Below are 21273 nucleotides of genomic sequence, written 5' to 3' on the forward strand. Positions count from 1 at the left end.
TGTCGCGCAGCCTCGACCTGGACTACCGTGCCCAGACGATCCAGGACAACGCCAGCGGCGGCCTGTCGCTGCACTACGGCTATGACGCCGCCGGCCAGCTGACCGAGTTGAAGGACGGACTGCAGAGCGCYTTCCTGGCCCGTTACGACTACGACAACCTGGGCCGCCTGACCATCCTGCGCGACGGCCCCAGCGCGGTGCCGATCGAGACCTACGCCTACGACGCCACCGGCAACCGCACCAGCCTGCTGCACGGCGGCGTAACTACCAGTTACACCTACCCGTCCAGCAGCCATCAGCTCAGCGCTATGGGGAGTGCCGCGCGCAGCTACGATGCTGCGGGCAATACCACGGGCATGAATGGCAAGACCTTCATCTACGGCCGTCTCAACCGTCTAACCCAGATCGACGTCGGCGGGCTAACCCAGGCGGTTTATCAGTACAACGGCTTCGGCGAGCGCGTGCGCGCTACTCAAGTGTTCACCGGCGGAACGGACANCCCAGATCGACGTCGGCGGGCTAACCCAGGCGGTTTATCAGTACAACGGCTTCGGCGAGCGCGTGCGCGCTACTCAAGTGTTCACCGGCGGAACGGACAYCCAAACGATCTACGACGAATCCGGCCAATGGCTGGGCGACTATGACCACAACGGCGCCGTCCTGCAGCAAGCGATCTGGCTGGATGACCTTCCGGTCGGCCTGCTCGCCGGCGCCGGCGCCAACCAGAAACTGCACTACATCGAACCCGACCACCTGGGCACCCCGCGCGCCGTCATCGACCGCACCCGCGACGTCGCCATCCGGACCTGGGCCCTACAGGGCGAGGCCTTCGGCAATAGCCCGCCGAATCAAGACCCGGATCTGGACAGCACGGACTTCGTGTTCGATATGCGGTTCCCGGGGCAGCGGTATGACGCGGCGACCGGGCTGAACTACAACTACTTCCGGGATTACGATGCGGCCAGCGGGCGGTATGTGCAATCGGATCCGATTGGCTTGGGCGGTGGCATGGCTTCTTACGCGTATGCAGATGGCTCACCGATCTCTAGGGCGGACCCTAACGGTCTCCGTTCATTGACGCAGTGTGAGTTCAATTTCTTGGCGAACTACTTCCCAACCGAAGTCCTAAGCCGAATTGATGTAACTACTGGCTTGTCTGCTAAACCGAATGTCGGCGCCTTAGTTTGGAATCTCACGCCTGATAGTCACGTGCACGCGCAGACGTATCGGTATGATGTGTATGTTGTTAAGGATGTGCCAAATGGCATAGACCCCGCGGCTCAGGCTACATATGGTGTCGGCCTGCTGGGGCATGAGATTGTGCATACAATGCAATACCGCAGACTTGGTGTGCACGATTTCTATTCGATTTATCTCACAGACTGGGCTACTAACGGCAAGGGATACGATGGGATTGGGCTAGAGCGAGAGGCTTTCCGGATTGGAGATGGAATTCAGAATGATCTCCTAAAGAATGGGCTTAACTGCGGGGAGTGCGTGCTATGAAAAAATTCTTTTTGCTCGTATGTGCGCTGCTTCTGACGAGTTGTTGCTCTGACAAGGCGTGTCGAATAGAGGGGCAACTTAGCGACATGCCAGAGCAAGAGGCGTTTGCTCGATTCCGCGAGCTGCCTGCGCAGGAGAAAGTGGATGTGTACGTATGGGATCTTTCCCAAAAGCGGCCTGTTGCCTCGCGATTTGAATTCATTCTGCATGAAAGTCCTGAGGCCGTGGCGAGCCCGTTGCTCAATGCTGCGAACGAGGCCAAAGGCTATATGGTGCAGGTGTCAATTCTAAAATCACTGTCTCGATTGCCGCCGACTTCGCGTGAGAAACTGGATCCGGCTAGGGTTGAGGCGGCAATCAAGCGTTGTCATTCCTTAGCAAAGAGCGAGAGCGATGAGCTTTGCAGGAGGTATGGACAAGAGTTGCTAGGCGAGGCGTCCCTGGGTGGAAGTGAGCACCGAGCTTATTAGGGGGGGCGCTGGATCGCTCAACTGGCAGAATAAAGATGAGATCGGTCTCCAGCTAAGCTCATTTCGATGTGGGAACTCCAGGGGGGTGACACTGATAAGTTGGGTTATGTTCGAAATGGTGAATTCGTCTTGAAAGAGGGGAGGCGTGCGGGCGCACATAGGGTTGTTTTCTAGTTGGCGCGCGCGACAGTCAGACGACGGGCATGAGTGCTTAGTACAGCGGAAATTTCTACATCGAGCCCGACCACCTGGAGGGTGTTGACATGGCGTCGGTGATTAATGAGAGCATGGTTCGAGAGAGGGCTCTGGAAAGAGTACGGAGCATTTTTGCAATACCTGGAAGCGTGAGTCTGGGAGATAGATTTGGTATTGAGCTGGTTGCTTCGTTCGTTTCGGATTTCAAAGAGAATGAGATCGATAAAATCGACAATGATATCCATGACGTTGCGGATCGGTCGGTTCAAGATGAATTTGAATCTGAGCAACTGGTGATAAGGACGGTTGGCGATTATTGTGATCTCATGGTCAGGTGCAGCAGAAGCAATCCTAAAGAAGTAGCTTATTTGCTTGGGTTGGATTTGTTTAGGTGAATTTATGAAGTGCGAGCCAATAGAAGTCAGATTACTTTTGTACTGCGCAACCAAGTCGGCCGTGTGCCGTTCGATCCGGCCCTGGCCGGACCTACGGCCACGGCCGCGCCCTCTCGCGCAGTCATGACTTGGACTATCGCGCCCAGACCATCCAGGACAACGCCAGCGGCGGCCTGTCGCTGCATTACGGCTACGACGCCGCCGGCCAGCGGACCGAACTCAAGGGCGGCCTGCAGAGCGCGTTTCTGTCGCGCTACGACTACGACAACCTCGGCTGCCTGACGATCCTGCGCGACGACAGTGGCATTCCGATCGAGACCTACACCTAGGACGCCACCGGCAACCGCACCAGCCTGCTGCACGGCGGCATCACCACCGCGTTCACCTATCCCGGCAGCAGCCAACGCCTGAACGCGGCCGGCGGCATCGCACGCACCTACGACGGCGTCGGTAACACCACCAACATCGGCGGCTCGGCGAAGCAGTTCAATTACGCCGAAGACGACCGCATGAGCAGCGTCCAGCAGGGCGGCGCCATCGTGCGCAGCTATACCTACAACGCTCTGGGCGAGCGTGTGGTATCGACCATCCCGGGCACGACCGGCAACCCCGACGGCAGCGGCGGCACGCCGGCGGTCAACACCTACACCGTCTACGACGAATCCGGCCGCTGGCTGGGCGACTACGACCACAACGGCGCCGTCCTGCAACAGGCCATCTGGCTCGACGACCTTCCCGTCGGCCTGTTGGCCGGCGCCGGCGCCAACCAGAAACTGCACTACATCGAGCCCGACCACCTGGGCACCCCCCGCGCCGTCATCGACCGCAGCCGCGATGTCGCCATCTGGACCTGGGCGCTACAGGGCGAGGCCTTTGGCAACAGCCCGCCGAATCAGGATCCCGATCTGGACAGCACGAACTTCGTGTTCGATATGCGCTTCCCGGGGCAGCGCTTTGATGCGGCGACGGGGCTGAACTACAACTACTTCCGGGATTACGATGCGGGGAGTGGGCGGTATGTGCAGAGCGATCCCTTAGGGGGCATCGACGGCCCGGCAACATATCCTTACGTAGCAAGCCGTCCGATTGCTTCAATTGATCCGTTGGGGTTGCTGACGGTTTTTGTCATTAATCATAATGCGATCGGCCATGTGGGGTACTGGACCTCACATGGCGGGGCACATGGGCAGCCTTCGTTATATGATCCAAATGGAAGTTTTACCGAAGGCGGTAGCTCCGCCCTGATTGAAGGCGAGCTAGCAAATATTGAGAAATTTGTAGCATTTCAACTAAAGGATGGTCCGAAGGTAACGCTCTATTTGATAGATACAACGATAGAAGAAGAGATAGCGCTGACGCGTAGTGCAAACGAAACCGGGACTTGGCAATTTATGGATTGTGCATCCAGTTCCACTTCTGCCGCGAGATTCTCTTCTGATCGTTTTTCTGGCTTGTCACATGCATTCACGGTTGGTGGTGCATCGAGAAGTATGGAGTCGTTCATGGGCGCTCAGTCTGGAAAGAAAAATGGACTGAAAATTGTTAAACGTGGTTGGGGGGCAAAAAAATGAAACCAGAATTTATTTCTTCATCGCGTGTGATCTTTGTGTTTCTGCACGTCGGGATATTCGCATTGCTATCGAAATTCCGTCCGGGCGAGTTGAGCTCTTCTGTGTTCTATGCGTTTGATGTGCTAGTGGCTGTATTGATCTCGCTTTGGCTCCTTGGCGGTGTTGGGCGAGTTACCTTTAAGCGAGCTTTGGGCGGGGTTGTTTTTTCTTACGCGGCGTCATTGCTATTCTTTGCTGCACCGCCAGTTCAGATCAATGGCTGCAACTAAACGGGTGTTGTGGCGTTAAATGAGGGCAATCACATTCATGAGATAAACCATGCTCACGTAGTACACGAGCTGCGGTGGATTTATTTACTATGCAGATCATGTCCTTGGGTCGATAATGGGGTATGCCAATCACCCCATGGAGCTGGAGCCAGACGAATTTGGCAGACGTGTAAATGCGGATCTCAACGCTAATGGCTTAGGCTGCGAATGCAAAAAATGAAAGCCGCGATCCTCTCTTTGTGCCTCGCCGTCATCTCTGTGTCTGCATGTTCGGGTGGGAAGCCAAAGGAGCTGCGGAATTTGGAGGGCATGAGCCTGGAGCAGGCCCGGGCCCAGTTCCAGACGCTGCCGCCAGACATTCAGGTCCGAATAGTCGTCTGGGAATTGGAGCATCGGCGGCCGTCGTCCTCACGATTCGACTATTTGTTGGACAAGAACGGCGCGCGCGTTGGGCCGCTACTTCTCGCTGAGGCCGCCCAAACAGGTAATTTGACCGTCAATGTGACTTTGTTGCTGGAGTTCGCGCAACTACAGCCGTCACCCATTTCGGACCAGGATGGGCGGCTCTCAGCGGCCCTGTCTCGTTGCTTCGAGTTGGGCGGGCGTAACAACCGTGAATGCTGGGAGCTTCAGCGGAAGCTTGCCCCGGGCAGTCAGCGTGAAACGCAATGAGCTGCGCTACGCGAGGATCAAAGGGGTACTGGAGAAAAACCTCAGCTAGCTGAGGAGCTGAAGTTTCCTTTCAGGGCCGTCGCTCTTCGCGCCCGCAACAGGGTGTTTGGACTATGAAAAATATTGCCGGTTACTTTTTGTCTGCATTTTTATTGTTCGCTTCTCTACAAGTCGTGGCTGGGGAGGGTGCGGGTTCGCCCGGTATATTTAAAGCCGCTCAGGTAGCAATGTCGGATTTTGATGGGCATCTCAAGGGGTTAAGGTCAAAAGGGGATAAATGGAAATATGCTGATTACGTAACAGATGTGAAGAACTATGCAGTCGGCGTAAGTGAGGGCGAAGCTGTATTCGTTGTGGTTTTTGTTAGGAAGAGGATAAAGGGCGTAAATTTGACTGGGGGTGGCGCAAAATATCTGGTCGACAAAAATACGTTAAAGGTGATTGATGTCGTTGGCTACAAATAGTTCCGGCTGAAAAAGGGCAATCGGGAGGCTTGCGGATGCAACAGATAACCTTGTCGTGCACTTTGTTGGTCGTTTGTATGCTTGCGGGATGCGGTTCCTCTTCAGGAGAAAGCCAATCCGTTGAAATTAATTCGTCCTCCAAAGCTTCGCCCTCCAAAGCTCTGCCGGCCAATAATCCGGATCTGCTTTCGATTGACGGCGAGCTGTTTCCGCTAAGTCCCTTCTTCGGCGTCTGTGTCAGGTACAAAGGCGTCTGGGACGCGCTACTTCGTAGCGGGCCGCCGGGTCCCCACTATCCATCGGGGGGCGAGATCACCGTGGAAGGTGGGATGAAACTGAAAATTGGCGTCGGGAAATTCGGCATGCTCCCCGGCACAGTGCTCAAGGATGTTCCCGCGACCTCACCGCCCAGGCGCATCCAGATCGGCCACGATCGATTCGATAGTTTCGTCCTCGTCTCCGACTTTGAAAACGCCGGCAATAACCGCGTCAGCATCGGCTATGACGAGAAGGATGCCGACACTGAAGCGGCAGCCATTCGCTTGGCCAACAACGTGGTTGCGTGTCATGTGTCCGCTGTACCAGTCAAGCCGAAGGGCAAGTGATAGATTGAGGCTGCAAGGCGATATCACCCGAGCAGCGAATGGCGTCGGATGAAAAACGGAAGCCCGCGCATTACGCGGGATTTTTTGTATTAGCCGCAGCGTGTTCTTTGCCTGAGTGCTTGCGCGGTCCACTTGCTCGGTGTGCGTTTAACTGGAACCAACAAGAACTTCGGCGTCGCGCTGCGCTACTGCTACGACCGCTTCGGCCAAGTCGAAACCAAAGATGCAGCCGGCTGCACCTCGTTCGGCCCAGCGGTCGGCTGGGTCTACGGCAACGGCCGCACCCTGTCGCGCAGCCACGACCTGGACTACCGCGCCCAGACGATCCAGGACAACGCCAGCGGCGGCCTGTCGCTGCACTGCGGTTACGACGCGGCCGGCCAGCTGACCGAACTCAAGGATGGCCTGCAGAGCGCGTTCCTCGCGCGCTACGACTACGACAACCTCGGCCGTCTGACCGTACTGCGCGACGGTCCCACCGCAACGGCCATCGAAACCTACACCTACGACGCCACCGGCCACCGCACCAGCCTGTTGCACGGAGTCACCACGACCAACTTGACCTACCCCAGCACCAGCCATCGCCTGACTTCGGTGGGTGGTCAGGCGCGGACCTACGATGGCGCCGGCAACACCGTCTCCATTGACGGCGGTGCCAAGGAGTACGACTACACCGACCTGGATCGGCTCACCCAGGTGCGGCAGGGCGGCACGGTGATGAGAAGCTATCAGTACAACGCTTTGGGTGAGCGCGTGAAGGCGACCCATCCTGTTACCAGCGCCAGCACGCACACTACGACGAGTCGGGTCAATGGCTGGGCGACTACGACTACAACGGTAAGCCGTTGCAGCAAGCGATCTGGATGGACAGCCTACCGGTGGGTCTGCTGGTGGGCGCCAATGCGACCCTGAAACTGCACTACATCGAACCCGGCCACCTGGGCAGCCCGCTGGATTCACGACAACGACGGCAGCCGGCCGGACCGGCGCACATCCTGTTGAATCTGGCCATCGGAGGCGACTGGGCCGACCGCCATGGGGCGTCGGCGACCGCACGTTCCTACAGGCGCTGGATGTCGATTGGGTGCATGTATAGGAAGACGAGATCGCCTTGATCCTATGCCGCTCCGTCGAACGGGCCGGCCTTCTCGGGGTGGAGGCTCGCCCGCGCCCGCCCGATGCGGCAAGGTCGCTAGAGTCTATTGATACAAGCAACCTGATAGACGGCCACATTATGAGCGGCCAGTTCTCTCACCAGCTGTGGAATCAGCTTCATGCTGACGCCGACTTCGTATCCTTGGCGGTACTTTCTCAACAAGGCATCAGAGAATGGAGAACGTGGGTCATCTTGACTGCGAGCCGTCAGGAAACCGACTATGACTTCCCTCGCGACGCCGGGGTCTCCGACCTCGAAATAAACGCGATAGAGGTCGCTTGAGCGCTCTGTTGGCGCGCCGATGTGGTTGCTTGAAGTTGGGGTAAGCATGGGCTTTCCTGTTGGGCGTCATGCTTGACGATCGAGCCGTCGAGCATCGCTTTGGTCGCTAGCCGACCTTCGGACGGAAATCGCCACGCTGCTTCGAACCGCGAAGCGCCAGCGACAACTGGCAGGGAACAGGTGGCCGTACCCACGTCGAGGAGGGGGCCGGCCGCGTCAGCCGATCCCTGCTCCCGCTGGAGCAACTTTAATCAAGGGCGTCAAGCGCACTTTTGTTACAGATGCTCATTTTTTGATGAATTTTCGATGCGAAAAAGATCTTTTCTTCTCATCTTTTGACGCATAGACGACTCGCTAGTCGCCCGGTGTTGATTGGGAGGATCGCCCGGGACCGCCCTGTCCGACGGATTGGCCCTCTGGCGGATCAGGGGGCGCTGTGAGGAATGGCGCACTGTTAAGCCTGCCTCGGGCGCATCAGGCTTTCCGTCAAGGCATGTCAGCCCATCGCTGAGGCCCGATATCTCGCGCAGCCGAGTCACGGTCGCATTCAGCTATGGCACGGCGTCGCGCTGATCCGCGAGACAAATACGCCGTGTTGACCCCTCAGCGCATCCGCAAAGCCGTTGCGATCCGCACCTCGCCGGTCAGCACCTTGTGGATCGGGCAGGCATTGGCGATCTGCAGCAGGCGTTCGCGTTGTTCGTCCGACAGCTCGCCTTGCAAGGTGATCTTGCGTTCGATGTCGGTGCCCGCGGCCGGCTTGCCGTCGGGGTTGAAGCGCAGGGCGACCTCGACCCCGGTTAGCGGCCACTGCTTGCGCGTGGCGTACATGCGCACGGTGATGGCGGTGCAGGCGCCCAGGCTGGACAGCAGCAGGCGCTCGGGCGTGGGCGCGGTGTCGCCGCCGCCCAGGTCGGCCGGCTCATCGGCCTGCCAGCGGTGGCCGGCGTCGTCGAGAAAGGTCACCGCGTAGGGCGCGGACTGGGTGCTGGCGTGGACGGTCGCGACGGTCATGGCGTTCCTGAGGGCTTGCGGCATCGATACCGCCGACACAGACCTTAGGGCCGTGCTGTGGCCGGCACCAGCCGCTCCGGCCGCACGTTCAATCCCAGGAGTCGAACGATGAGGCCGCAGGCGTGCCGTACAGCGCGATCGCCTGAGCCGCCGCTCGTCCAGCTCGCGCGCCAAGAGGCGTCGATACAGGTCGAACCGCGCGTCGTTCGGGTTCTTGTCCGGGCTGGCCGCTACGCCGCGCCTACTTGATGCGCCGCTTCTCCAGCTTGCGCGCCAGGGTGCGCCGATGCAGTCCGAGCCGGCGTGCAGCTTCGGAGATGTTGAAGTCGCTTTCGGCGAGGACCTCGTGGATGTGTTCCCACTCCAGGGTCTTGATCGAGGTCGTGCGGCCGGTGAGCTCGACCTCGGCATCGCCGGTGGCGCGTTGGAACGCGGCCTCGATGTCGTCGGTGTTGGAAGGCTTGGCCAGGTAGTGACGCGCGCCCAGTTTGATCGCCTCGACCGCGGTGGCGATGCTGGCGTAGCCGGTCAGCACCACGATCAGCATGTCGGGATCGAACGCATGCAGGTGCTTGACGCAGGACAGGCCGGAGGCGTTGGCGGCCAGCTTGAGATCGACCACGGCGTGGGTGGGCGGGAATTCCTCCAGCAGGCCCGGCAGCCCCGCTTCGCCGGGCAGGTGGCGCACCAGATAACCGCGCCGTTCGAACGAGCGCACCAGGGTGCGGGCGAAGGTGGTGTCGTCTTCGACGATCAGCAGCCTGCGTTCATTCGTCATCGCCGTGCTCCTCGAGGGCAATGGCCGACAGCGGGAGCGTCACGGTGACCACCGCGCCGCCCTGCGGCCGGTTGCGTGCCGTGAGCCTGCCGCCCAGGGTACGGGCGACATTGACCGAAAGGAACAGGCCCAGGCCGCCGCCGGGACGACCCTTGCTGCTGTTGTAGGGCGTGCCCAGGCGTTCGAGGATGTCGGCGGAGAAGCCTGGGCCTGCGTCGCTGACCTGGATGACGAGTTCGCCGTCGCGGCAATCCGCGTCCAGCGCCACCCAGGCGGGCGAGGCCTCCAACGCGTTGTCGAGCACGTTGAACACCATCTGCCGCAGGCCCTCGTCGGAGACGATGCTGGGGTCGTCCTCGCAGCGCCGTTGGTATTCGAACGCGGCCGGCGTGCGCGCCGCACGCCATTCGTCGGCGAGGTCGTCGAGCAGTTCGTGCAGGGTGGTTTCGACCGGCGACTCGCCGCGGGTTTCGCCGGCGGACAGCAGGATGTTGGTGACGATGGACTTGCAGCGCGCGACCTGCGCCAGCATTTCGGCCACGTCGTGGTGCAGTTCGGTTTCCGAGGCGATGCTGGGCAGGTGCTGCCAGTCGCCGAGGATGACCGACAGCGTCGACAGCGGTGTTCCGAGTTCGTGCGCGGCGCCGGATGCGAGCAGGCCCATGCGCACGATGTGCTCTTCCTCGGCGGCGCGCTGGCGCAGTTCCGCGAGGCGCGCGTCGCGCTCGCGCAGGATGCGGCCGATGCGGGTGATGAACACCACCAGCAGCGCCGCCACCAGCAGGAAGCAGATCAGCAGGCCCTGCACGTAGTGGTCGGCCAGGCCGTTGCCGGGATCGGCCGCGATGTGCAGCGGCGTCGGCAACACCGCCAGGGCGGTGAAGCACACTCCGGCCGCGGCGGCGAGGATCCAGTTGGCCGGGGAGCGCAGCAGGACGGTACCCAGCGCCACCTGCAACAGGTAGAGAAAGACGAAGGGATTGGTAATGCCGCCGCTGAGGTAGAGCTGGATGCTCAGCGAGACCACGTCGACCAGCAGGCCGACCAGCAGGGCGAGGTTGGAAACGTGCGCACGCCGCTTCCACCACTGCTGGCTGCCGAGATTGAACGCGGCCAGCGCCGCCAGCACTGCGCACATCGTGCCCAGCGGCAGGGCGATGCCGATGCCGTAATGGACGACGAAGATGGTGACGACCTGGCCGACTACCGCGATCCAGCGCAACTGGATCAACTGCTGCATGTTGCGCAGGCCGGTGCGGTCCTGGGCGCCGTTCACGCCGAGGCTGCGAAGCGCGGTGTCCGCGGCGGCCTCAAGGACTCTGGATCGGGCTTGCATGACCGGGGGAGCCTCCTCGCTGCGCACGATCTTGCCGCAAACGACGCTCCGAAGCGAACAGAAGGTAGCCCGCGACCAGGCTCAGCGCGGCCAGGCCGAACCAGGTCAGCGCATAGGACAGGTGGTGGTCGCGGAACTTGACCACGGTCAGGCCGCCGCGCGGCCAAGCGGGGTCGGCCGGGCCGCGCACGGCATCGACGAAGTAGGGCGCGACCGCGTCGCCGGGCAGCTTGCGCGCACGCGCGATCGCGGCGACGTCGCGCGAGTACCAGCGCTCGTGGGCCGGATCGTTGCTGCGCAGGAAGCCGCCCCTGGGTTCGCTCATGCGCAGCAGGCCCTCGACCTGCACCTGGCCGGCGGGCGGCGCTGCGGCTTGCTCCTGCGCGGGCACGAAGCCGCGGTTCACCAGCACGTAGTCGCCGCCGTCGGTGCGCAGCGGGACCAGCACCCAGGCGCCCGCGCCCAGCTCGGTGACGGCCTGGCTACGCGCTTCCAGCGCGGGCAGGAAGCGCCCGGACAGGCGCACCCGGCGGTAGCCGTCGCGTTCCCCGGTGACCGCGGCCCACTGTTTGCGTGCAGGTGGGGCAGCGGGCGGGGCCGTGAGACGCGCTTCGACGCGCGCGATCAGATCGTGCTTCCAGGCCATGCGCTGGACTTGCCACACGCCCAGCGCCAGGAAGCCCGCGCAGGCGACGAGCAGCGCGGAAGCGAACACGGCCAGCTGCAGCGGACGACGGCCGCGTGCCTGCTCGACCGCTGCGTGCCGCCGATCGCTCACGGCGCGTTCTTGATCATTTCCTGCATGTCGTGCAGGCCCGGCATCATGTTCGAGTTCATGTGGTGCATCACCCACAGCGAACCCGACAGCACGATCACCACCAACACCACGGTGAAGATCAGCGCCAGCACGTTCCAGCCGCCTTCCGAGCGGGTGTTCATGTGCAGGAAGTAGACCATGTGCACCACCACCTGCACGGCGGCGAACGCCAGCAGCACGACGGCGACCAGGCCCGGGCTCGGGATCACCTTGCCCATCATCAGGCCGAACGGGATCGCGGTCAGCACCACCGACAGCACGAAGCCGGTGAGATAGTCGCGCGCCGAAACGTGCGGGATGCCGTCTTCGAGCTGGTCGTCGTGGCGATCGTGCGTCTCGTGCTGGCTCATGGCAGCACTCCCATCAGGTAAACGAAGGTGAAGACGCCGATCCAGACGACGTCGAGGAAATGCCAGAACATCGACAGGCAGGCGATGCGGCGGCTGTTGGCGCGGGTCAGGCCGTGGCGCTGCACCTGCACGCACAGCACCGTCAGCCAGATCACGCCGAACAGCACGTGCAGACCGTGGGTGCCGACCAGGGCGAAGAACGACGACAGGAAGGCGCTGCGCTGCGGGCCGGCGCCCAGGTGGATCAGGTGGGCGAACTCGTAGATTTCGACGGACAGGAAGCCCAGGCCGAGCAGGCCGGTCAGCACCAGCCAGCGGATCATGCCGGTCTTGTTGCGCTTCTGCATCGCGATCATCGCGAAGCCATACGTGATCGACGACAGCAGCAGGATCGCGGTGTTGAGCGCGACCAGCGGCAGCTCGAACAGATCGGCGCCGGAAGGGCCGGCGGCGTAGCTGCGCCCCAGCACGCCGTAGGTGGCGAACAGGCAGGCGAAGATCATCAGGTCGCTGAGCAGGTACAGCCAGAAGCCGAACAGCGTTCCGTTCTGAGGATGGTGGTGCCCGGTCGTGTCGAGGAACACGGGCGAACCATCTTCGCGGGTCAGGGCGATGGACTCAGACATGGGAAGCCTTCAGCTGGGCGCTGCGCGCCTGTTCGGTCGCGGCGACCGTTTCGGCGGGGATGTGGTAGTCGCGGTCGTAATCGAAGCTGTTGTAGATCGCGTAGGCCACGATCCCCAGCAGCGATGCGGCGGCCAGCCACCACACGTGCCAGATCAGGGCGAAACCGCAGGCGGTGCTCAGGGCCGCCAGCACCACGCCCGCGGGCGTGTTCCTGGGCATGTGCACGGCGAGGAAGCCGGAGGTCGGGCGCTGGAAGCCGCGCTGCTTCATGTCCCACCAGGCGTCGTTGTCGTGCACCACCGGGGTGAACGCGAAGTTGTACTCCGGCGGCGGCGAGGATGTCGACCACTCCAGGGTGCGGGCATTCCAGGGGTCGCCGGTGAGGTCGCGCAGCTGCTCGCGCTTGCGGAAGCTGACGTAGATGCAGATCAGGAACGCGGCGATGCCGATGGCGACCAGGACCGCGCCGAACGCGGCGATCTGGAACCAGATCTGCAGCGAGGGGTCGTCGAAGTGGCTCATGCGGCGGGTCACGCCCATCAGACCCAGCACGTACAGCGGGGTGAACGCGAACCAGTAGCCGGCCAGCCAGAACCAGAACGAGACCTTGCCCCAGAAGTCGTCGAGCTTGAAACCGAAAGCCTTGGGGAACCAATGGGTCATCGCCGCGAACAGGCCGAACACCACGCCGCCGATGATCACGTTGTGGAAGTGCGCGACCAGGAACAGGCTGTTGTGCAGCACGAAATCCGCCGGCGGCACCGCGAGCAGCACGCCGGTCATGCCGCCGACCACGAAGGTCACCATGAAGCCCATGGTCCATAGCATCGGCACTTCGAAGCGGATGCGGCCGCGGTACATGGTGAACAGCCAGTTGAAGATCTTCGCGCCCGTCGGGATCGAGATGATCATCGTGGTGATGCCGAAGAACGAGTTGACGCTGGCGCCGGAGCCCATGGTGAAGAAGTGGTGCAGCCACACCAGGTACGAGAGCACGGTGATGCAGACCGTCGCGTAGACCATCGAGGAGTAGCCGAACAGGCGCTTGCCGGAATAGGTGGACACGATTTCCGAGAACACGCCGAACAGCGGCAGGATCAGGATGTAGACCTCCGGGTGGCCCCAGATCCAGATCAGGTTCACGAACATCATGGCGTTACCGCCGAGGTCGCTGGTGAAGAAGTTGGTGCCGGCGTAGCGGTCCAGGCCGAGCAGCGCGAGCACGGCGGTCAGCACCGGGAACGACACCACGATCAGCACGTTGGTGCACAGCGAGGTCCAGGTGAACACCGGCATCTTCATCAGACCCATGCCGGGTGCGCGCATCTTGATGATGGTCACCAGCAGGTTCACGCCCGACAGAAGGGTGCCGACGCCGGCTATCTGCAGCGCCCATATGTAGTAGTCGACGCCGACCCCTGGGCTGAAGGCGACCCCGGACAGCGGCGGGTAGGCCAGCCAGCCGGTGGCGGCGAACTCGCCGAAGAACAGCGACATCATCACCAGCACGGCGCCGCTGACGGTCATCCAGAAGCTGAAGTTATTCAGAAACGGGAAGGCGACGTCGCGCGCGCCGATCTGCAGCGGCACCAGGTAGTTCATCAGGCCCGTGACCAGGGGCATGGCCACGAAGAAGATCATGATCACGCCGTGCGCGGTGAAGATCTGGTCGTAGTGGTGAGGGGGTAGGTAGCCGAGGTTGTCGCCGAAAGCCATCGCCTGCTGCAGGCGCATCATCAATGCATCGGCGAAGCCGCGCAGCAGCATCACCAGGCCTAGCACCATGTACATGATGCCGATCTTCTTGTGATCGATGCTGGTGAACCACTCCTTCCACAGGTAGCCCCACAGCCGGTACTTGGTGATCGCCGCGAACAAGGCCAGGCCGATCAGAACCGTGCCGATGAAGGTCGCGGCGACGATCGGCTCGTGCAGCATGGGCACGGCGTCCCAGGTCATGCGTCCGAAGATCGGAGAGGTCGGTATGGTGCCGCTTTCGAGGGACATCGGAAAACTTCCAGTAACGATACGGGGCGTCGTGCAGCTCGTAGAACGGGCTCGTCGGGGCAGGCTCGTCGGAGCGGGCTCGTCGGAGCGGGCTCGTAGGAGCGGGCGCCTCAGGGCGCCTTCATGCCGGCCGCCAGGGGCGACAGGGGCGGCTGGTCGACGGTGCACACGTCCGCAGAGACGTACGCGCCCAGGCGCGGGTCGCCGCGACGCGGCATCGCCAGCGCGTTCAGGCCTTCCAGGCCGAGGCCGCCGCCCGCGTCCAGCGCCATCATCTGGTCCATGCACAGGCGCTCGGCATCGACGCAGCGGTTGAGGATGGCGCTGTAGAGCGTGCTGTCGACGTTGGTGTAGTGCTGCACCGGCTCGCGTTCGCTCGGCTTCTCCAGTTCGAGGTAGGCCGAACGCGTCAGCGACTGCTTGCTGCCGCGCAGCCCGGCGATCCAGGTGTCGTAGTCGGTATTGGACATGCCGTGGAACTTGAAGCGCATGTGCGAGAAGCCCGCGCCGCTGTAGTTGGCGGAGAAGCCTTCGTACTCGCCCGGCGCGTTGATCACGGCGTTGAGCTGGGTTTCCATGCCCGGCATGCCGTAGATCATTCCGGCCAGGTGCGGCACGTAGAAGGTGTTCATCACCGAGGACGCGGTGATGTGGAAGCGGACCGGCCGATCGACCGGGACCGCGACTTCGTTGACCGAGGCCACGCCTTCCTTCGGATAGAGGAACAGCCACTTCCAGTCCAGCGCCACCACCTGGATATCCAGCGGTTCGAGCTGCGCGGGTACCGGGCGTCCCGCCGCAATACGGTCGAGCGGACGGTAGGGGTCGAGCAGGTGGGTGCTGATCCAGGTGATCGCGCCCAGCGCGATGATGATCAGCAGGGGTACGCCCCAGATCACCAGCTCCAGCTGGGTGGAATGGTCCCAGTCCGGCGTGTAGGTGGCGCTGCGGTTGGAGGCGCGGTACTTCCAGGCGAACCAGAAGGTCAGCGCGATCACCGGCACGATCACGATCAGCATCAGCACCGTCGCCGCGATGATCAGCTGGCCCTGGCGGGCCGCGATGTCCCCAGCGGGGTTGAACACCACCAGGTTGCAGCCGGAAAGCAGGCTGGCGGCGGCCAGCAGCGCTGCGGCTTGCAGGAGTCTGCGTGCGATGGGCATGAGGGGGTTGGGGCGGAGTCTTATTTGATGCGCATCAATGTAGTCCGCGCGCCCATTCACGAGTATTGGACGTTTTGTCCTATCGCTTCGGGCCTCCGCCTCTGTCAGCCTAGGCTCGAACTATCCCTGCCTGAAGTCGACGCGCACCCCCAGATGGCTACCGTTCCCGGCCCCACCGCTTCCTCGCACGACCACGGCGCCAAGGCGCATGCCGATGTCGCTCCCGGCGAAATCGCCGTCGGCGTAGTGGTGGGGCGCGCGTCCGAATACTTCGACTTCTTCGTCTACGGCATCGCCTCGGCGCTGGTGTTTCCGTCGGTGTTCTTCCCGTTCCTGGATCGGCTGCAGGGCACGCTGTGGTCCTTCGCGATCTTTGCGTTGGCGTTCCTGGCGCGTCCGCTGGGCACGGTGCTGTTCATGTCGATCCAGACGCGCTGGAGCCGGGGCGTCAAATTGACCGTGGCTTTGTTTCTGCTCGGCACCGCCACGGCGGGCATCGCTTTCCTGCCGGGTTACGGCACCCTGGGTGGGTTGTCGATCGCGTTGCTGGCGTTCTTCCGCGTGCTGCAGGGCATCGCCTTGGGCGGGTCGTGGGACGGCCTGCCGTCGCTGCTGGCGCTCAACACGCCGAAGGAACGCCGCGGCTGGTACGCGATGCTCGGACAATTGGGCGCGCCGGTCGGCTTCATCGTCGCCTCGGGCGTGTTCGCGTTCCTGTACGCGAACCTGGGCGAGCAGGATCTGCTGAGCTGGGGCTGGCGTTACCCCTTCTTCGTCGCGTTCGCGATCAACGTGGTGGCGCTGTTCGCACGGCTGCGCCTGGTCGTGGCCGAGGAATACCAGGACAAGATGGGCGAGCTGGAGCTGGAGCCCACGCCGATCCGCGAGCTGTTCAGCGCCAAGGGCCAGCACGTGGTGGTCGGCGCGTTCGCCGCGCTCGCCAGCTATGCGCTGTTCCACATCGTGACGATCTTTCCCTTGTCGTGGATCAAGCTGTATTCGGAGCAGTCCATCGTCGGCTTCCTGATGGTGCAGATCCTGGGCGGCTTCATCGCCGCCGGCGGCATCGTCGTGTCCGGCCTGATCGCCGACCGCGTCGGCCGTGCCCGCACCCTGGGCGGCTTGGCCATCGTGATCGCGATGTTCAGCGGTTTCGCCCCCACCTTGATGGGCGCGGGTTCGATGGGCCAGGACGCCTTCATCCTGATCGGCTTCGCCCTGCTCGGCCTGTCCTACGGCCAGGCGGCGGGCGCGGTTACGGCCAACTTCGGCCGGCGCTACCGCTACACCGGCGCCGCGCTGACTTCCGATCTGGCCTGGCTGATCGGCGCCGCGTTCGCGCCGCTGGTCGCCCTGGGCCTGTGCTCGCAGTTCGGCCTGGCCTGGCTGGGCGCCTATCTGCTGTCGGGCGCGATCGGCACGCTCGCCGCGCTGGGCATCAACCGGACGTTCAACTACAAGAGCTGAGCGCGGCCGGCTCCCGGCCGGCCGCGACGCGGCACGTCTCGTTCTGCTAGGCCTTGAAGTCGACCGTCACCGAAGCGGCGCTGCGCTCGCCTTCGCCGTGATGGACCGCCTCGATATTGTTGCCGTCCGGATCGATCACGAACGCGGCGTAGTAGCCCGGATGGTAAGGACGCTCGCCGGGCGCGCCGTTGTCCTGACCGCCGTTGGCGAGCGCTTGCTTGTGGAAGGCGTCCACGGTCGCGCGGTCCTTGGCCTGGAAGGCCAGATGGTGGCGTCCCGTCAGCTCGCCCTGCGCCGCCTCGCTGTCGGCGGTGGAGACGAACAGTTCGTCGGCCCAGAAGAAATCGTCGCCGGTGCCGCCGATGGGCACGTCGAGCACCTTGAATACGGCCTCGTAAAAGCCCTGGCTGGCCTTGAGGTCCTTCACCACCAGTTGGATGTGATCGATCAGGCGACCACGGTGAATGCGCTGGGTTTCCATGCTGCGCTCCGAAGTGAGGAGCGCCGAACCTAGCATCGGGGTCGGCAACGAATTGTGTATGGACCCGCGGGGCAGTCCGAACCGTTGTCAGAGCGCTACACGACACATCTGGGATGACGCAGTGCGGCGCGATGGCTGGGACTGCGAAGTCGCAGGCAGTACAAGACGATCCGTGGATACCCGCTCGTACTCCCGAGTTTCGCGGTCGACCGCGGCGCTCAGATCTCCTCGGGCGTGGCCTCGCGCGCGCAGCAATAGATGGTGACGCCGGTATCCATGCCCTTGCGGTAGACGAGGTTGCCGTAGCGCAGGTGCGATTCGTTTTTGCAGGTGTAGGTGAACTTGGCCAGGATCTGTTCGCTGTCGGCAGCCAGCGGATGCGTCTCGTTGAGCTTGTCCAGTTGGCAGCCGGGGTACAGCCTGACGACGTCGGCGGCGACGGTGCCCTCGCCCAGGGAGCAGCCGCTCAACAGGCAGATCGCAAGCAGCAGTAGCATTCGGGCCACGGGTATCGCTCCATGTGTATGCGGTCTGACGGCGGTGCGCCAGGGTGGAGGTGTCCACCCTGGCTACCGTAAACGATGACGCGGCGATCAGCTGGCTTTGTTCGCGCCGCAGTCCTTGTTGAGCGTGTTGACCAGTTGGGCGCTGGCATCGCCCAGAACGTCGGCCAAGGCCTGGTAGGCCTCTTTCTCCGAGCCGTTCCAGTTCATGGTCGCGGCCTGGGCGCGGATCACGAACGGGGCGCCGTCGCCGACCCGCACGCTGTACACGGCCACCGGGACCTTGGTGACCTGGTTCTGGGCCAGGTATAGCTGCTTGATCTGCACGGCCACGCGGCGGGCGTCGCTGTTGGCCGCCGCGTCCGCGCTGGTCATGCCGACTTTCTGCAGCTGGTTGCGGACCAGGGCGGGGGCGTCGTCCAGCAGCAACTGGTGATTGCCCAGGCCGCCGGCGCGATTGCCGGCGGCGCGGGCGTCGACGACGTCCACCAGCTGGTAGGCGCAGCTCAGGCGCGGCAGTTTCTTCGACGGCGCGGTGGCCGGCAGGCGGTCCGAACGCACCACGACCTGATGCACTTTCTGGCTGCACGCGCTCAGGGCGAGCGTCGCCGCAACCGCCATTGCCAGCGTGAGTAACGCGCGGCTCATCGGCCGCCTGCGCCTGCGCCTGCGTCGGCACCGGTCGCGACGGGCGCGGCGTCGTTGGCGGCCGGTGCTGCGGGCATGGCCACGGGGGCAACGGCCGGTGCGGCCTCGACGACGGGCTGCGGGGCCGGCGCGGCGGCGGCGGTCATCTTGCCGGCGTTGAGGGTGGTGTAGCCGTTGACGCTCTGCATCCAGCTATTGCCGCTGCGCACCCAGACCTGGTCGGGCGTGGCGCGCAGCGAACGGCCGCGGTAGATGTTGCCGGCGAACGGGATCTTGTCGTTCTTCACCTTGGTCGCCGATTCGGCGCGGCCGGCGGCGGAGAAGTCGTAGGCCAGCATGTCGGTGACCTGGGCGATGCCGTTGTCGATCAGCGCGCTCACGCCGGCCGGGCCCATCGCCAGCCAGCGACGGTCGATGGCGCCGTCTTCACTGGGGTAGTCGGTGACGTTGTATTGGAAGGTGTAGGGGCGGCTGAAACGCACGGTTTCCTTGACCTTGCCGTTGCTCTTGCGCTCGCGATGCATGTAGCTGGCCTGCAGGCGCACGGTCAGGCCGCCCAGGTTAGTGCTCATCGAGTAGCGCGGGGTCAGCACTAGCACGTCCTGCGGCAGCTTGGCGCTGTCCTTGGCGTTGGCGGCATCCCACGGCGTGGCCATCACCGCCACCTGCGGGTTGGGCGAGAAGCCTTCGCCGGCCAGCTTGGCGCGCAGCGCCTGTTCCATGCGCTCGTTGAAGCGATAGTCCAGCAGCAGGTTGCGCAGGTCGGCGACGCGCTTTTCGGCGGTCTTGGTTTGCGAGTTCTGCACGGCGCTGCCGATCAGCGCACCGATCAGGCCGAACTGGGCGCCCATCGCCGAGGCGGTGTTGGGCACGTCGATGGCGACTTCCTGCTGGCTCAGCACCAGTTCGACCGGCAGGTCCTGGGCGATCGGCATGGGCAGCGGCACCGGCTTGGCGGCCAGAGCGTTGAACGAAAGGCAAAGCGCGGCGAGCGACGCCACGAGACGTACGAGCATGTGGTTCCCCTGTGTGATTGCACCCCTGCGTCGCCTCCCCGGCGACGGCCGCGCTGGGCGGCGGCGCGAGTGTTTCATGGGCCAAGGGCGGCCGTAAACCGCCCCTGGGGACCCTTGCGGCAGGGCGAGGGCGAGGCGCGGCGGGGCGTCCGGACGAGTGCTCAGGCGCTTGCGCCCGACGGGCGGGCGTCCCGGGTCTCGCCTCCTGCGACCAATGGGTGTACAAATGTACACCTATGGATCCTATCGACTCCCTGCCGCCGCAACGCGCCGCCGTGCTGGCTTTTTTGCGCCGGGAACTGGCGTCCGGGCGCGCGCCCAGCCTGGCCGAGATCGCCGCCGCCTTCGGGTTCGCCTCGCGCAATGCCGCTCAGAAGCACGTGCAGGCGCTGGTCGCCGACGGCCTGCTGGCTCTGGCTCCGGGCCAGAAACGCGGGCTGCGCCTGCCGGGCGGCGGCGCCGACGTGCTGCCCCTGGCGGTGCTGGGCCGGGTCGCGGCGGGCGCGCCGATCGGTGCGGACATCGGCCTGGACCAACAGCTGTGGCTGGACCGCCGCCTGTTCTCGCCGGCGCCGGATTACCTGCTGAAGGTGCAGGGCGATTCGATGATCGACGACGGCATCCTGGATGGCGACCTGGTCGGCGTGCACCGCAGCAGCGACGCGCGCGACGGACAGACGGTGGTCGCACGCATCGACGGCGAGTTGACCATCAAGCGCCTGCAGCGCACGCATCGGCAGATCCGCCTGCTGCCGCGCAATCCCGCGCATGCGCCGATCGTGGTGGAAGCGGGGCAGGACTTCGCCATCGAAGGCGTCTACTGCGGCCTGGTGCGGCTGGGCTGAGATGGGCGCCGTGGTCGCCATCGAAACCCTGCTGGCCGCGCAGACGCTGTGGCATGCCGGACGCAGCGCGAACATCGCCGCCGAGGGTGAGCCCTCCGGCCATGCGGCCTTGGACGCGCTGTTGCCGCAACGCGGCTGGCCGCGCCGCGCACTGACCGAACTATTGCTGCCGGCCGACGGCGTGGGCGAGTTGTCCTTGCTGATGCCCACCCTGGTGCGCATGACCCAGGCCGGTGGCACGGTGGCGCTGATCGCGCCGCCCTATCTGCCGTATGCGCCGGCGTGGCAGGCGGCCGGGGTGGAATTGGCGGCGCTGCACATCGTCGACGCCTCGCCGCGCGATGCCCTCTGGGCGTTCGAACAATGCCTGCGCAGCGGCGCCTGTGCGGCGGTGATCGGTTGGCCCTTGCATGCCGATGCGCCGGCCTTGCGCCGCTTGCAGGTAGCCGCCGACAGCGGCGATTGCCTGGGCTTCGCCCTGCGCGACCGCAAGCACGCGGCCAACCCGTCGCCTGCCGCCTTGCGGGTGGAGTACGCGCGCGATGCGCAGGGCAGGGACGCCTGGCACGTGCGCAAATGCCGCGGCGGTCCCGCGCCCGCGCAGACCTACGCACCGGGCACGGCGTGAGGCGCGCG

General features: G+C 63.7%; 26 protein-coding genes. 13 read left to right on the top strand and 13 right to left on the bottom strand.

The genetic code is table 11. From position 1 onward, the window contains the following. Window positions 1–888: 888 nt before the first annotated feature. The 10 genes from ASD78_RS21390 to ASD78_RS03695 all read left to right on the top strand — a co-directional run bounded on the left by ASD78_RS21390 (window position 889) and on the right by ASD78_RS03695 (window position 7059). Window positions 889–1506 carry an RHS repeat-associated core domain-containing protein gene (locus tag ASD78_RS21390; protein ID WP_235566460.1) on the top strand — a complete coding sequence of 206 codons (618 nt, stop codon included), beginning with the start codon at window positions 889–891 and terminating at the stop codon, window positions 1504–1506. Next, the gene (locus ASD78_RS20475; protein WP_156087563.1) at window positions 1503–1976 is read left to right on the top strand and encodes a hypothetical protein; all 474 of its coding nucleotides are present in this window, start codon (window positions 1503–1505) and stop codon (window positions 1974–1976) included. The genes ASD78_RS21390 and ASD78_RS20475 overlap by 4 nt, the downstream gene beginning before the upstream one ends. A 263-nt stretch (window positions 1977–2239) precedes the next feature. Continuing rightward, window positions 2240–2566, top strand: coding sequence for a hypothetical protein (locus ASD78_RS19810; RefSeq protein WP_082575415.1), 327 nt, complete (start codon window positions 2240–2242; stop codon window positions 2564–2566). A gap of 128 nt (window positions 2567–2694) precedes the next feature. Next, window positions 2695–2895: a hypothetical protein gene (locus ASD78_RS03675; protein ID WP_056098456.1), complete on the top strand. Its 201-nt coding sequence runs from the start codon at window positions 2695–2697 to the stop codon at window positions 2893–2895. A gap of 180 nt (window positions 2896–3075) precedes the next feature. Continuing rightward, window positions 3076–4137, top strand: a complete 1062-nt coding sequence (locus ASD78_RS03680; protein WP_056098459.1) for an RHS repeat-associated core domain-containing protein — start codon at window positions 3076–3078, stop codon at window positions 4135–4137. Next, window positions 4134–4406 (top strand): hypothetical protein, encoded by a 273-nt coding sequence (locus ASD78_RS20480; protein ID WP_156087564.1) that lies wholly within the window; start codon window positions 4134–4136, stop codon window positions 4404–4406. The genes ASD78_RS03680 and ASD78_RS20480 overlap by 4 nt, the downstream gene beginning before the upstream one ends. A gap of 216 nt (window positions 4407–4622) precedes the next feature. Beyond that, window positions 4623–5078 (top strand): hypothetical protein, encoded by a 456-nt coding sequence (locus tag ASD78_RS03685; protein WP_156087565.1) that lies wholly within the window; start codon window positions 4623–4625, stop codon window positions 5076–5078. A 113-nt stretch (window positions 5079–5191) separates the two neighbouring features. Next, window positions 5192–5542, top strand: a complete 351-nt coding sequence (locus tag ASD78_RS20485; RefSeq protein ID WP_156087566.1) for a hypothetical protein — start codon at window positions 5192–5194, stop codon at window positions 5540–5542. A 35-nt stretch (window positions 5543–5577) separates the two neighbouring features. After that, complete coding sequence (locus tag ASD78_RS20490) at window positions 5578–6147, top strand: hypothetical protein (protein ID WP_156087567.1); 570 nt, start codon at window positions 5578–5580, stop codon at window positions 6145–6147. Between the two features lie 141 nt (window positions 6148–6288). Next, complete coding sequence (locus tag ASD78_RS03695) at window positions 6289–7059, top strand: hypothetical protein (RefSeq protein WP_162250125.1); 771 nt, start codon at window positions 6289–6291, stop codon at window positions 7057–7059. Between the two features lie 280 nt (window positions 7060–7339). Here ASD78_RS03695 and ASD78_RS20495 read toward each other — a convergent pair whose 3' ends face one another. The 9 genes from ASD78_RS20495 to cyoA form a co-directional block, all read right to left on the bottom strand. Beyond that, window positions 7340–7633: a hypothetical protein gene (locus ASD78_RS20495; RefSeq protein WP_156087569.1), complete on the bottom strand. Its 294-nt coding sequence runs from the start codon at window positions 7631–7633 to the stop codon at window positions 7340–7342. A gap of 555 nt (window positions 7634–8188) precedes the next feature. Continuing rightward, complete coding sequence (locus tag ASD78_RS03705; RefSeq protein ID WP_056098468.1) at window positions 8189–8599, bottom strand: OsmC family protein; 411 nt, start codon at window positions 8597–8599, stop codon at window positions 8189–8191. 241 nt (window positions 8600–8840) lie between these two features. Next, complete coding sequence (locus ASD78_RS03710; RefSeq protein WP_056098471.1) at window positions 8841–9377, bottom strand: response regulator transcription factor; 537 nt, start codon at window positions 9375–9377, stop codon at window positions 8841–8843. Next, a complete protein-coding gene (locus tag ASD78_RS03715; RefSeq protein ID WP_082575417.1) occupies window positions 9367–10713 on the bottom strand; it encodes an ATP-binding protein in 1347 nt (448 codons plus the stop codon). The genes ASD78_RS03710 and ASD78_RS03715 overlap by 11 nt, the downstream gene beginning before the upstream one ends. Continuing rightward, window positions 10688–11491, bottom strand: a complete 804-nt coding sequence (locus ASD78_RS03720; protein WP_056098476.1) for an SURF1 family protein — start codon at window positions 11489–11491, stop codon at window positions 10688–10690. Before ASD78_RS03720 ends, ASD78_RS03715 begins: the two co-directional genes overlap by 26 nt. Further along, window positions 11488–11880: a cytochrome o ubiquinol oxidase subunit IV gene (gene cyoD / locus ASD78_RS03725; protein WP_055909322.1), complete on the bottom strand. Its 393-nt coding sequence runs from the start codon at window positions 11878–11880 to the stop codon at window positions 11488–11490. The genes ASD78_RS03720 and cyoD overlap by 4 nt, the downstream gene beginning before the upstream one ends. After that, a complete protein-coding gene (gene cyoC / locus ASD78_RS03730) occupies window positions 11877–12506 on the bottom strand; it encodes a cytochrome o ubiquinol oxidase subunit III (RefSeq protein ID WP_055909320.1) in 630 nt (209 codons plus the stop codon). The genes cyoD and cyoC overlap by 4 nt, the downstream gene beginning before the upstream one ends. Next, the gene (gene cyoB, locus ASD78_RS03735; protein WP_200944133.1) at window positions 12499–14478 is read right to left on the bottom strand and encodes a cytochrome o ubiquinol oxidase subunit I; all 1980 of its coding nucleotides are present in this window, start codon (window positions 14476–14478) and stop codon (window positions 12499–12501) included. The genes cyoC and cyoB overlap by 8 nt, the downstream gene beginning before the upstream one ends. A gap of 146 nt (window positions 14479–14624) precedes the next feature. Beyond that, a complete protein-coding gene (gene cyoA / locus ASD78_RS03740) occupies window positions 14625–15677 on the bottom strand; it encodes a ubiquinol oxidase subunit II (protein ID WP_056098479.1) in 1053 nt (350 codons plus the stop codon). A gap of 153 nt (window positions 15678–15830) precedes the next feature. Between cyoA and ASD78_RS03745 the strand changes: the two genes are divergently transcribed. Further along, the gene (locus tag ASD78_RS03745) at window positions 15831–17144 is read left to right on the top strand and encodes an MFS transporter (RefSeq protein WP_056098481.1); all 1314 of its coding nucleotides are present in this window, start codon (window positions 15831–15833) and stop codon (window positions 17142–17144) included. Window positions 17145–17190: 46 nt separating this feature from the next. Here ASD78_RS03745 and ASD78_RS03750 read toward each other — a convergent pair whose 3' ends face one another. The 4 genes from ASD78_RS03750 to ASD78_RS03765 all read right to left on the bottom strand — a co-directional run bounded on the left by ASD78_RS03750 (window position 17191) and on the right by ASD78_RS03765 (window position 19792). Next, a complete protein-coding gene (locus ASD78_RS03750; RefSeq protein ID WP_056098484.1) occupies window positions 17191–17625 on the bottom strand; it encodes a VOC family protein in 435 nt (144 codons plus the stop codon). 218 nt (window positions 17626–17843) lie between these two features. After that, window positions 17844–18122 carry a hypothetical protein gene (locus ASD78_RS03755; protein ID WP_056098486.1) on the bottom strand — a complete coding sequence of 93 codons (279 nt, stop codon included), beginning with the start codon at window positions 18120–18122 and terminating at the stop codon, window positions 17844–17846. A gap of 96 nt (window positions 18123–18218) precedes the next feature. Next, window positions 18219–18776, bottom strand: coding sequence for a hypothetical protein (locus ASD78_RS03760; protein ID WP_156087570.1), 558 nt, complete (start codon window positions 18774–18776; stop codon window positions 18219–18221). Then, window positions 18773–19792, bottom strand: a complete 1020-nt coding sequence (locus ASD78_RS03765) for a hypothetical protein (protein ID WP_056098490.1) — start codon at window positions 19790–19792, stop codon at window positions 18773–18775. Before ASD78_RS03765 ends, ASD78_RS03760 begins: the two co-directional genes overlap by 4 nt. 245 nt (window positions 19793–20037) lie before the next feature. Here ASD78_RS03765 and lexA point away from each other — a divergent pair, with 245 nt between their 5' ends. Beyond that, complete coding sequence (gene lexA, locus ASD78_RS03770) at window positions 20038–20637, top strand: transcriptional repressor LexA (protein ID WP_055909417.1); 600 nt, start codon at window positions 20038–20040, stop codon at window positions 20635–20637. Window position 20638: 1 nt separating this feature from the next. Next, the gene (imuA, locus tag ASD78_RS03775) at window positions 20639–21265 is read left to right on the top strand and encodes a translesion DNA synthesis-associated protein ImuA (protein ID WP_056098492.1); all 627 of its coding nucleotides are present in this window, start codon (window positions 20639–20641) and stop codon (window positions 21263–21265) included. Window positions 21266–21273: the final 8 nt, after the last annotated feature.

This window comes from Lysobacter sp. Root667, assembly GCF_001427715.1.
In the GTDB taxonomy this organism is placed as follows: Bacteria; Pseudomonadota; Gammaproteobacteria; order Xanthomonadales; family Xanthomonadaceae; genus Lysobacter.

Coding starts and splice junctions, on each gene's coding strand:
- ASD78_RS21390 (WP_235566460.1), top strand. CDS start 889: ATGCGGTTCCCGGGGCAGCGGTATGACGCGGCGACCGGGCTGAACTAC.
- ASD78_RS20475 (WP_156087563.1), top strand. CDS start 1,503: ATGAAAAAATTCTTTTTGCTCGTATGTGCGCTGCTTCTGACGAGTTGT.
- ASD78_RS19810 (WP_082575415.1), top strand. CDS start 2,240: ATGGCGTCGGTGATTAATGAGAGCATGGTTCGAGAGAGGGCTCTGGAA.
- ASD78_RS03680 (WP_056098459.1), top strand. CDS start 3,076: ATGAGCAGCGTCCAGCAGGGCGGCGCCATCGTGCGCAGCTATACCTAC.
- ASD78_RS20480 (WP_156087564.1), top strand. CDS start 4,134: ATGAAACCAGAATTTATTTCTTCATCGCGTGTGATCTTTGTGTTTCTG.
- ASD78_RS03685 (WP_156087565.1), top strand. CDS start 4,623: ATGAAAGCCGCGATCCTCTCTTTGTGCCTCGCCGTCATCTCTGTGTCT.
- ASD78_RS20485 (WP_156087566.1), top strand. CDS start 5,192: ATGAAAAATATTGCCGGTTACTTTTTGTCTGCATTTTTATTGTTCGCT.
- ASD78_RS20490 (WP_156087567.1), top strand. CDS start 5,578: ATGCAACAGATAACCTTGTCGTGCACTTTGTTGGTCGTTTGTATGCTT.
- ASD78_RS20495 (WP_156087569.1), bottom strand. CDS start 7,633: ATGCTTACCCCAACTTCAAGCAACCACATCGGCGCGCCAACAGAGCGC.
- ASD78_RS03705 (WP_056098468.1), bottom strand. CDS start 8,599: ATGACCGTCGCGACCGTCCACGCCAGCACCCAGTCCGCGCCCTACGCG.
- ASD78_RS03710 (WP_056098471.1), bottom strand. CDS start 9,377: ATGACGAATGAACGCAGGCTGCTGATCGTCGAAGACGACACCACCTTC.
- ASD78_RS03715 (WP_082575417.1), bottom strand. CDS start 10,713: ATGCAAGCCCGATCCAGAGTCCTTGAGGCCGCCGCGGACACCGCGCTT.
- cyoD (WP_055909322.1), bottom strand. CDS start 11,880: ATGAGCCAGCACGAGACGCACGATCGCCACGACGACCAGCTCGAAGAC.
- cyoC (WP_055909320.1), bottom strand. CDS start 12,506: ATGTCTGAGTCCATCGCCCTGACCCGCGAAGATGGTTCGCCCGTGTTC.
- cyoA (WP_056098479.1), bottom strand. CDS start 15,677: ATGCCCATCGCACGCAGACTCCTGCAAGCCGCAGCGCTGCTGGCCGCC.
- ASD78_RS03745 (WP_056098481.1), top strand. CDS start 15,831: ATGGCTACCGTTCCCGGCCCCACCGCTTCCTCGCACGACCACGGCGCC.
- ASD78_RS03750 (WP_056098484.1), bottom strand. CDS start 17,625: ATGGAAACCCAGCGCATTCACCGTGGTCGCCTGATCGATCACATCCAA.
- ASD78_RS03755 (WP_056098486.1), bottom strand. CDS start 18,122: ATGCTACTGCTGCTTGCGATCTGCCTGTTGAGCGGCTGCTCCCTGGGC.
- ASD78_RS03760 (WP_156087570.1), bottom strand. CDS start 18,776: ATGAGCCGCGCGTTACTCACGCTGGCAATGGCGGTTGCGGCGACGCTC.
- ASD78_RS03765 (WP_056098490.1), bottom strand. CDS start 19,792: ATGCTCGTACGTCTCGTGGCGTCGCTCGCCGCGCTTTGCCTTTCGTTC.
- imuA (WP_056098492.1), top strand. CDS start 20,639: ATGGGCGCCGTGGTCGCCATCGAAACCCTGCTGGCCGCGCAGACGCTG.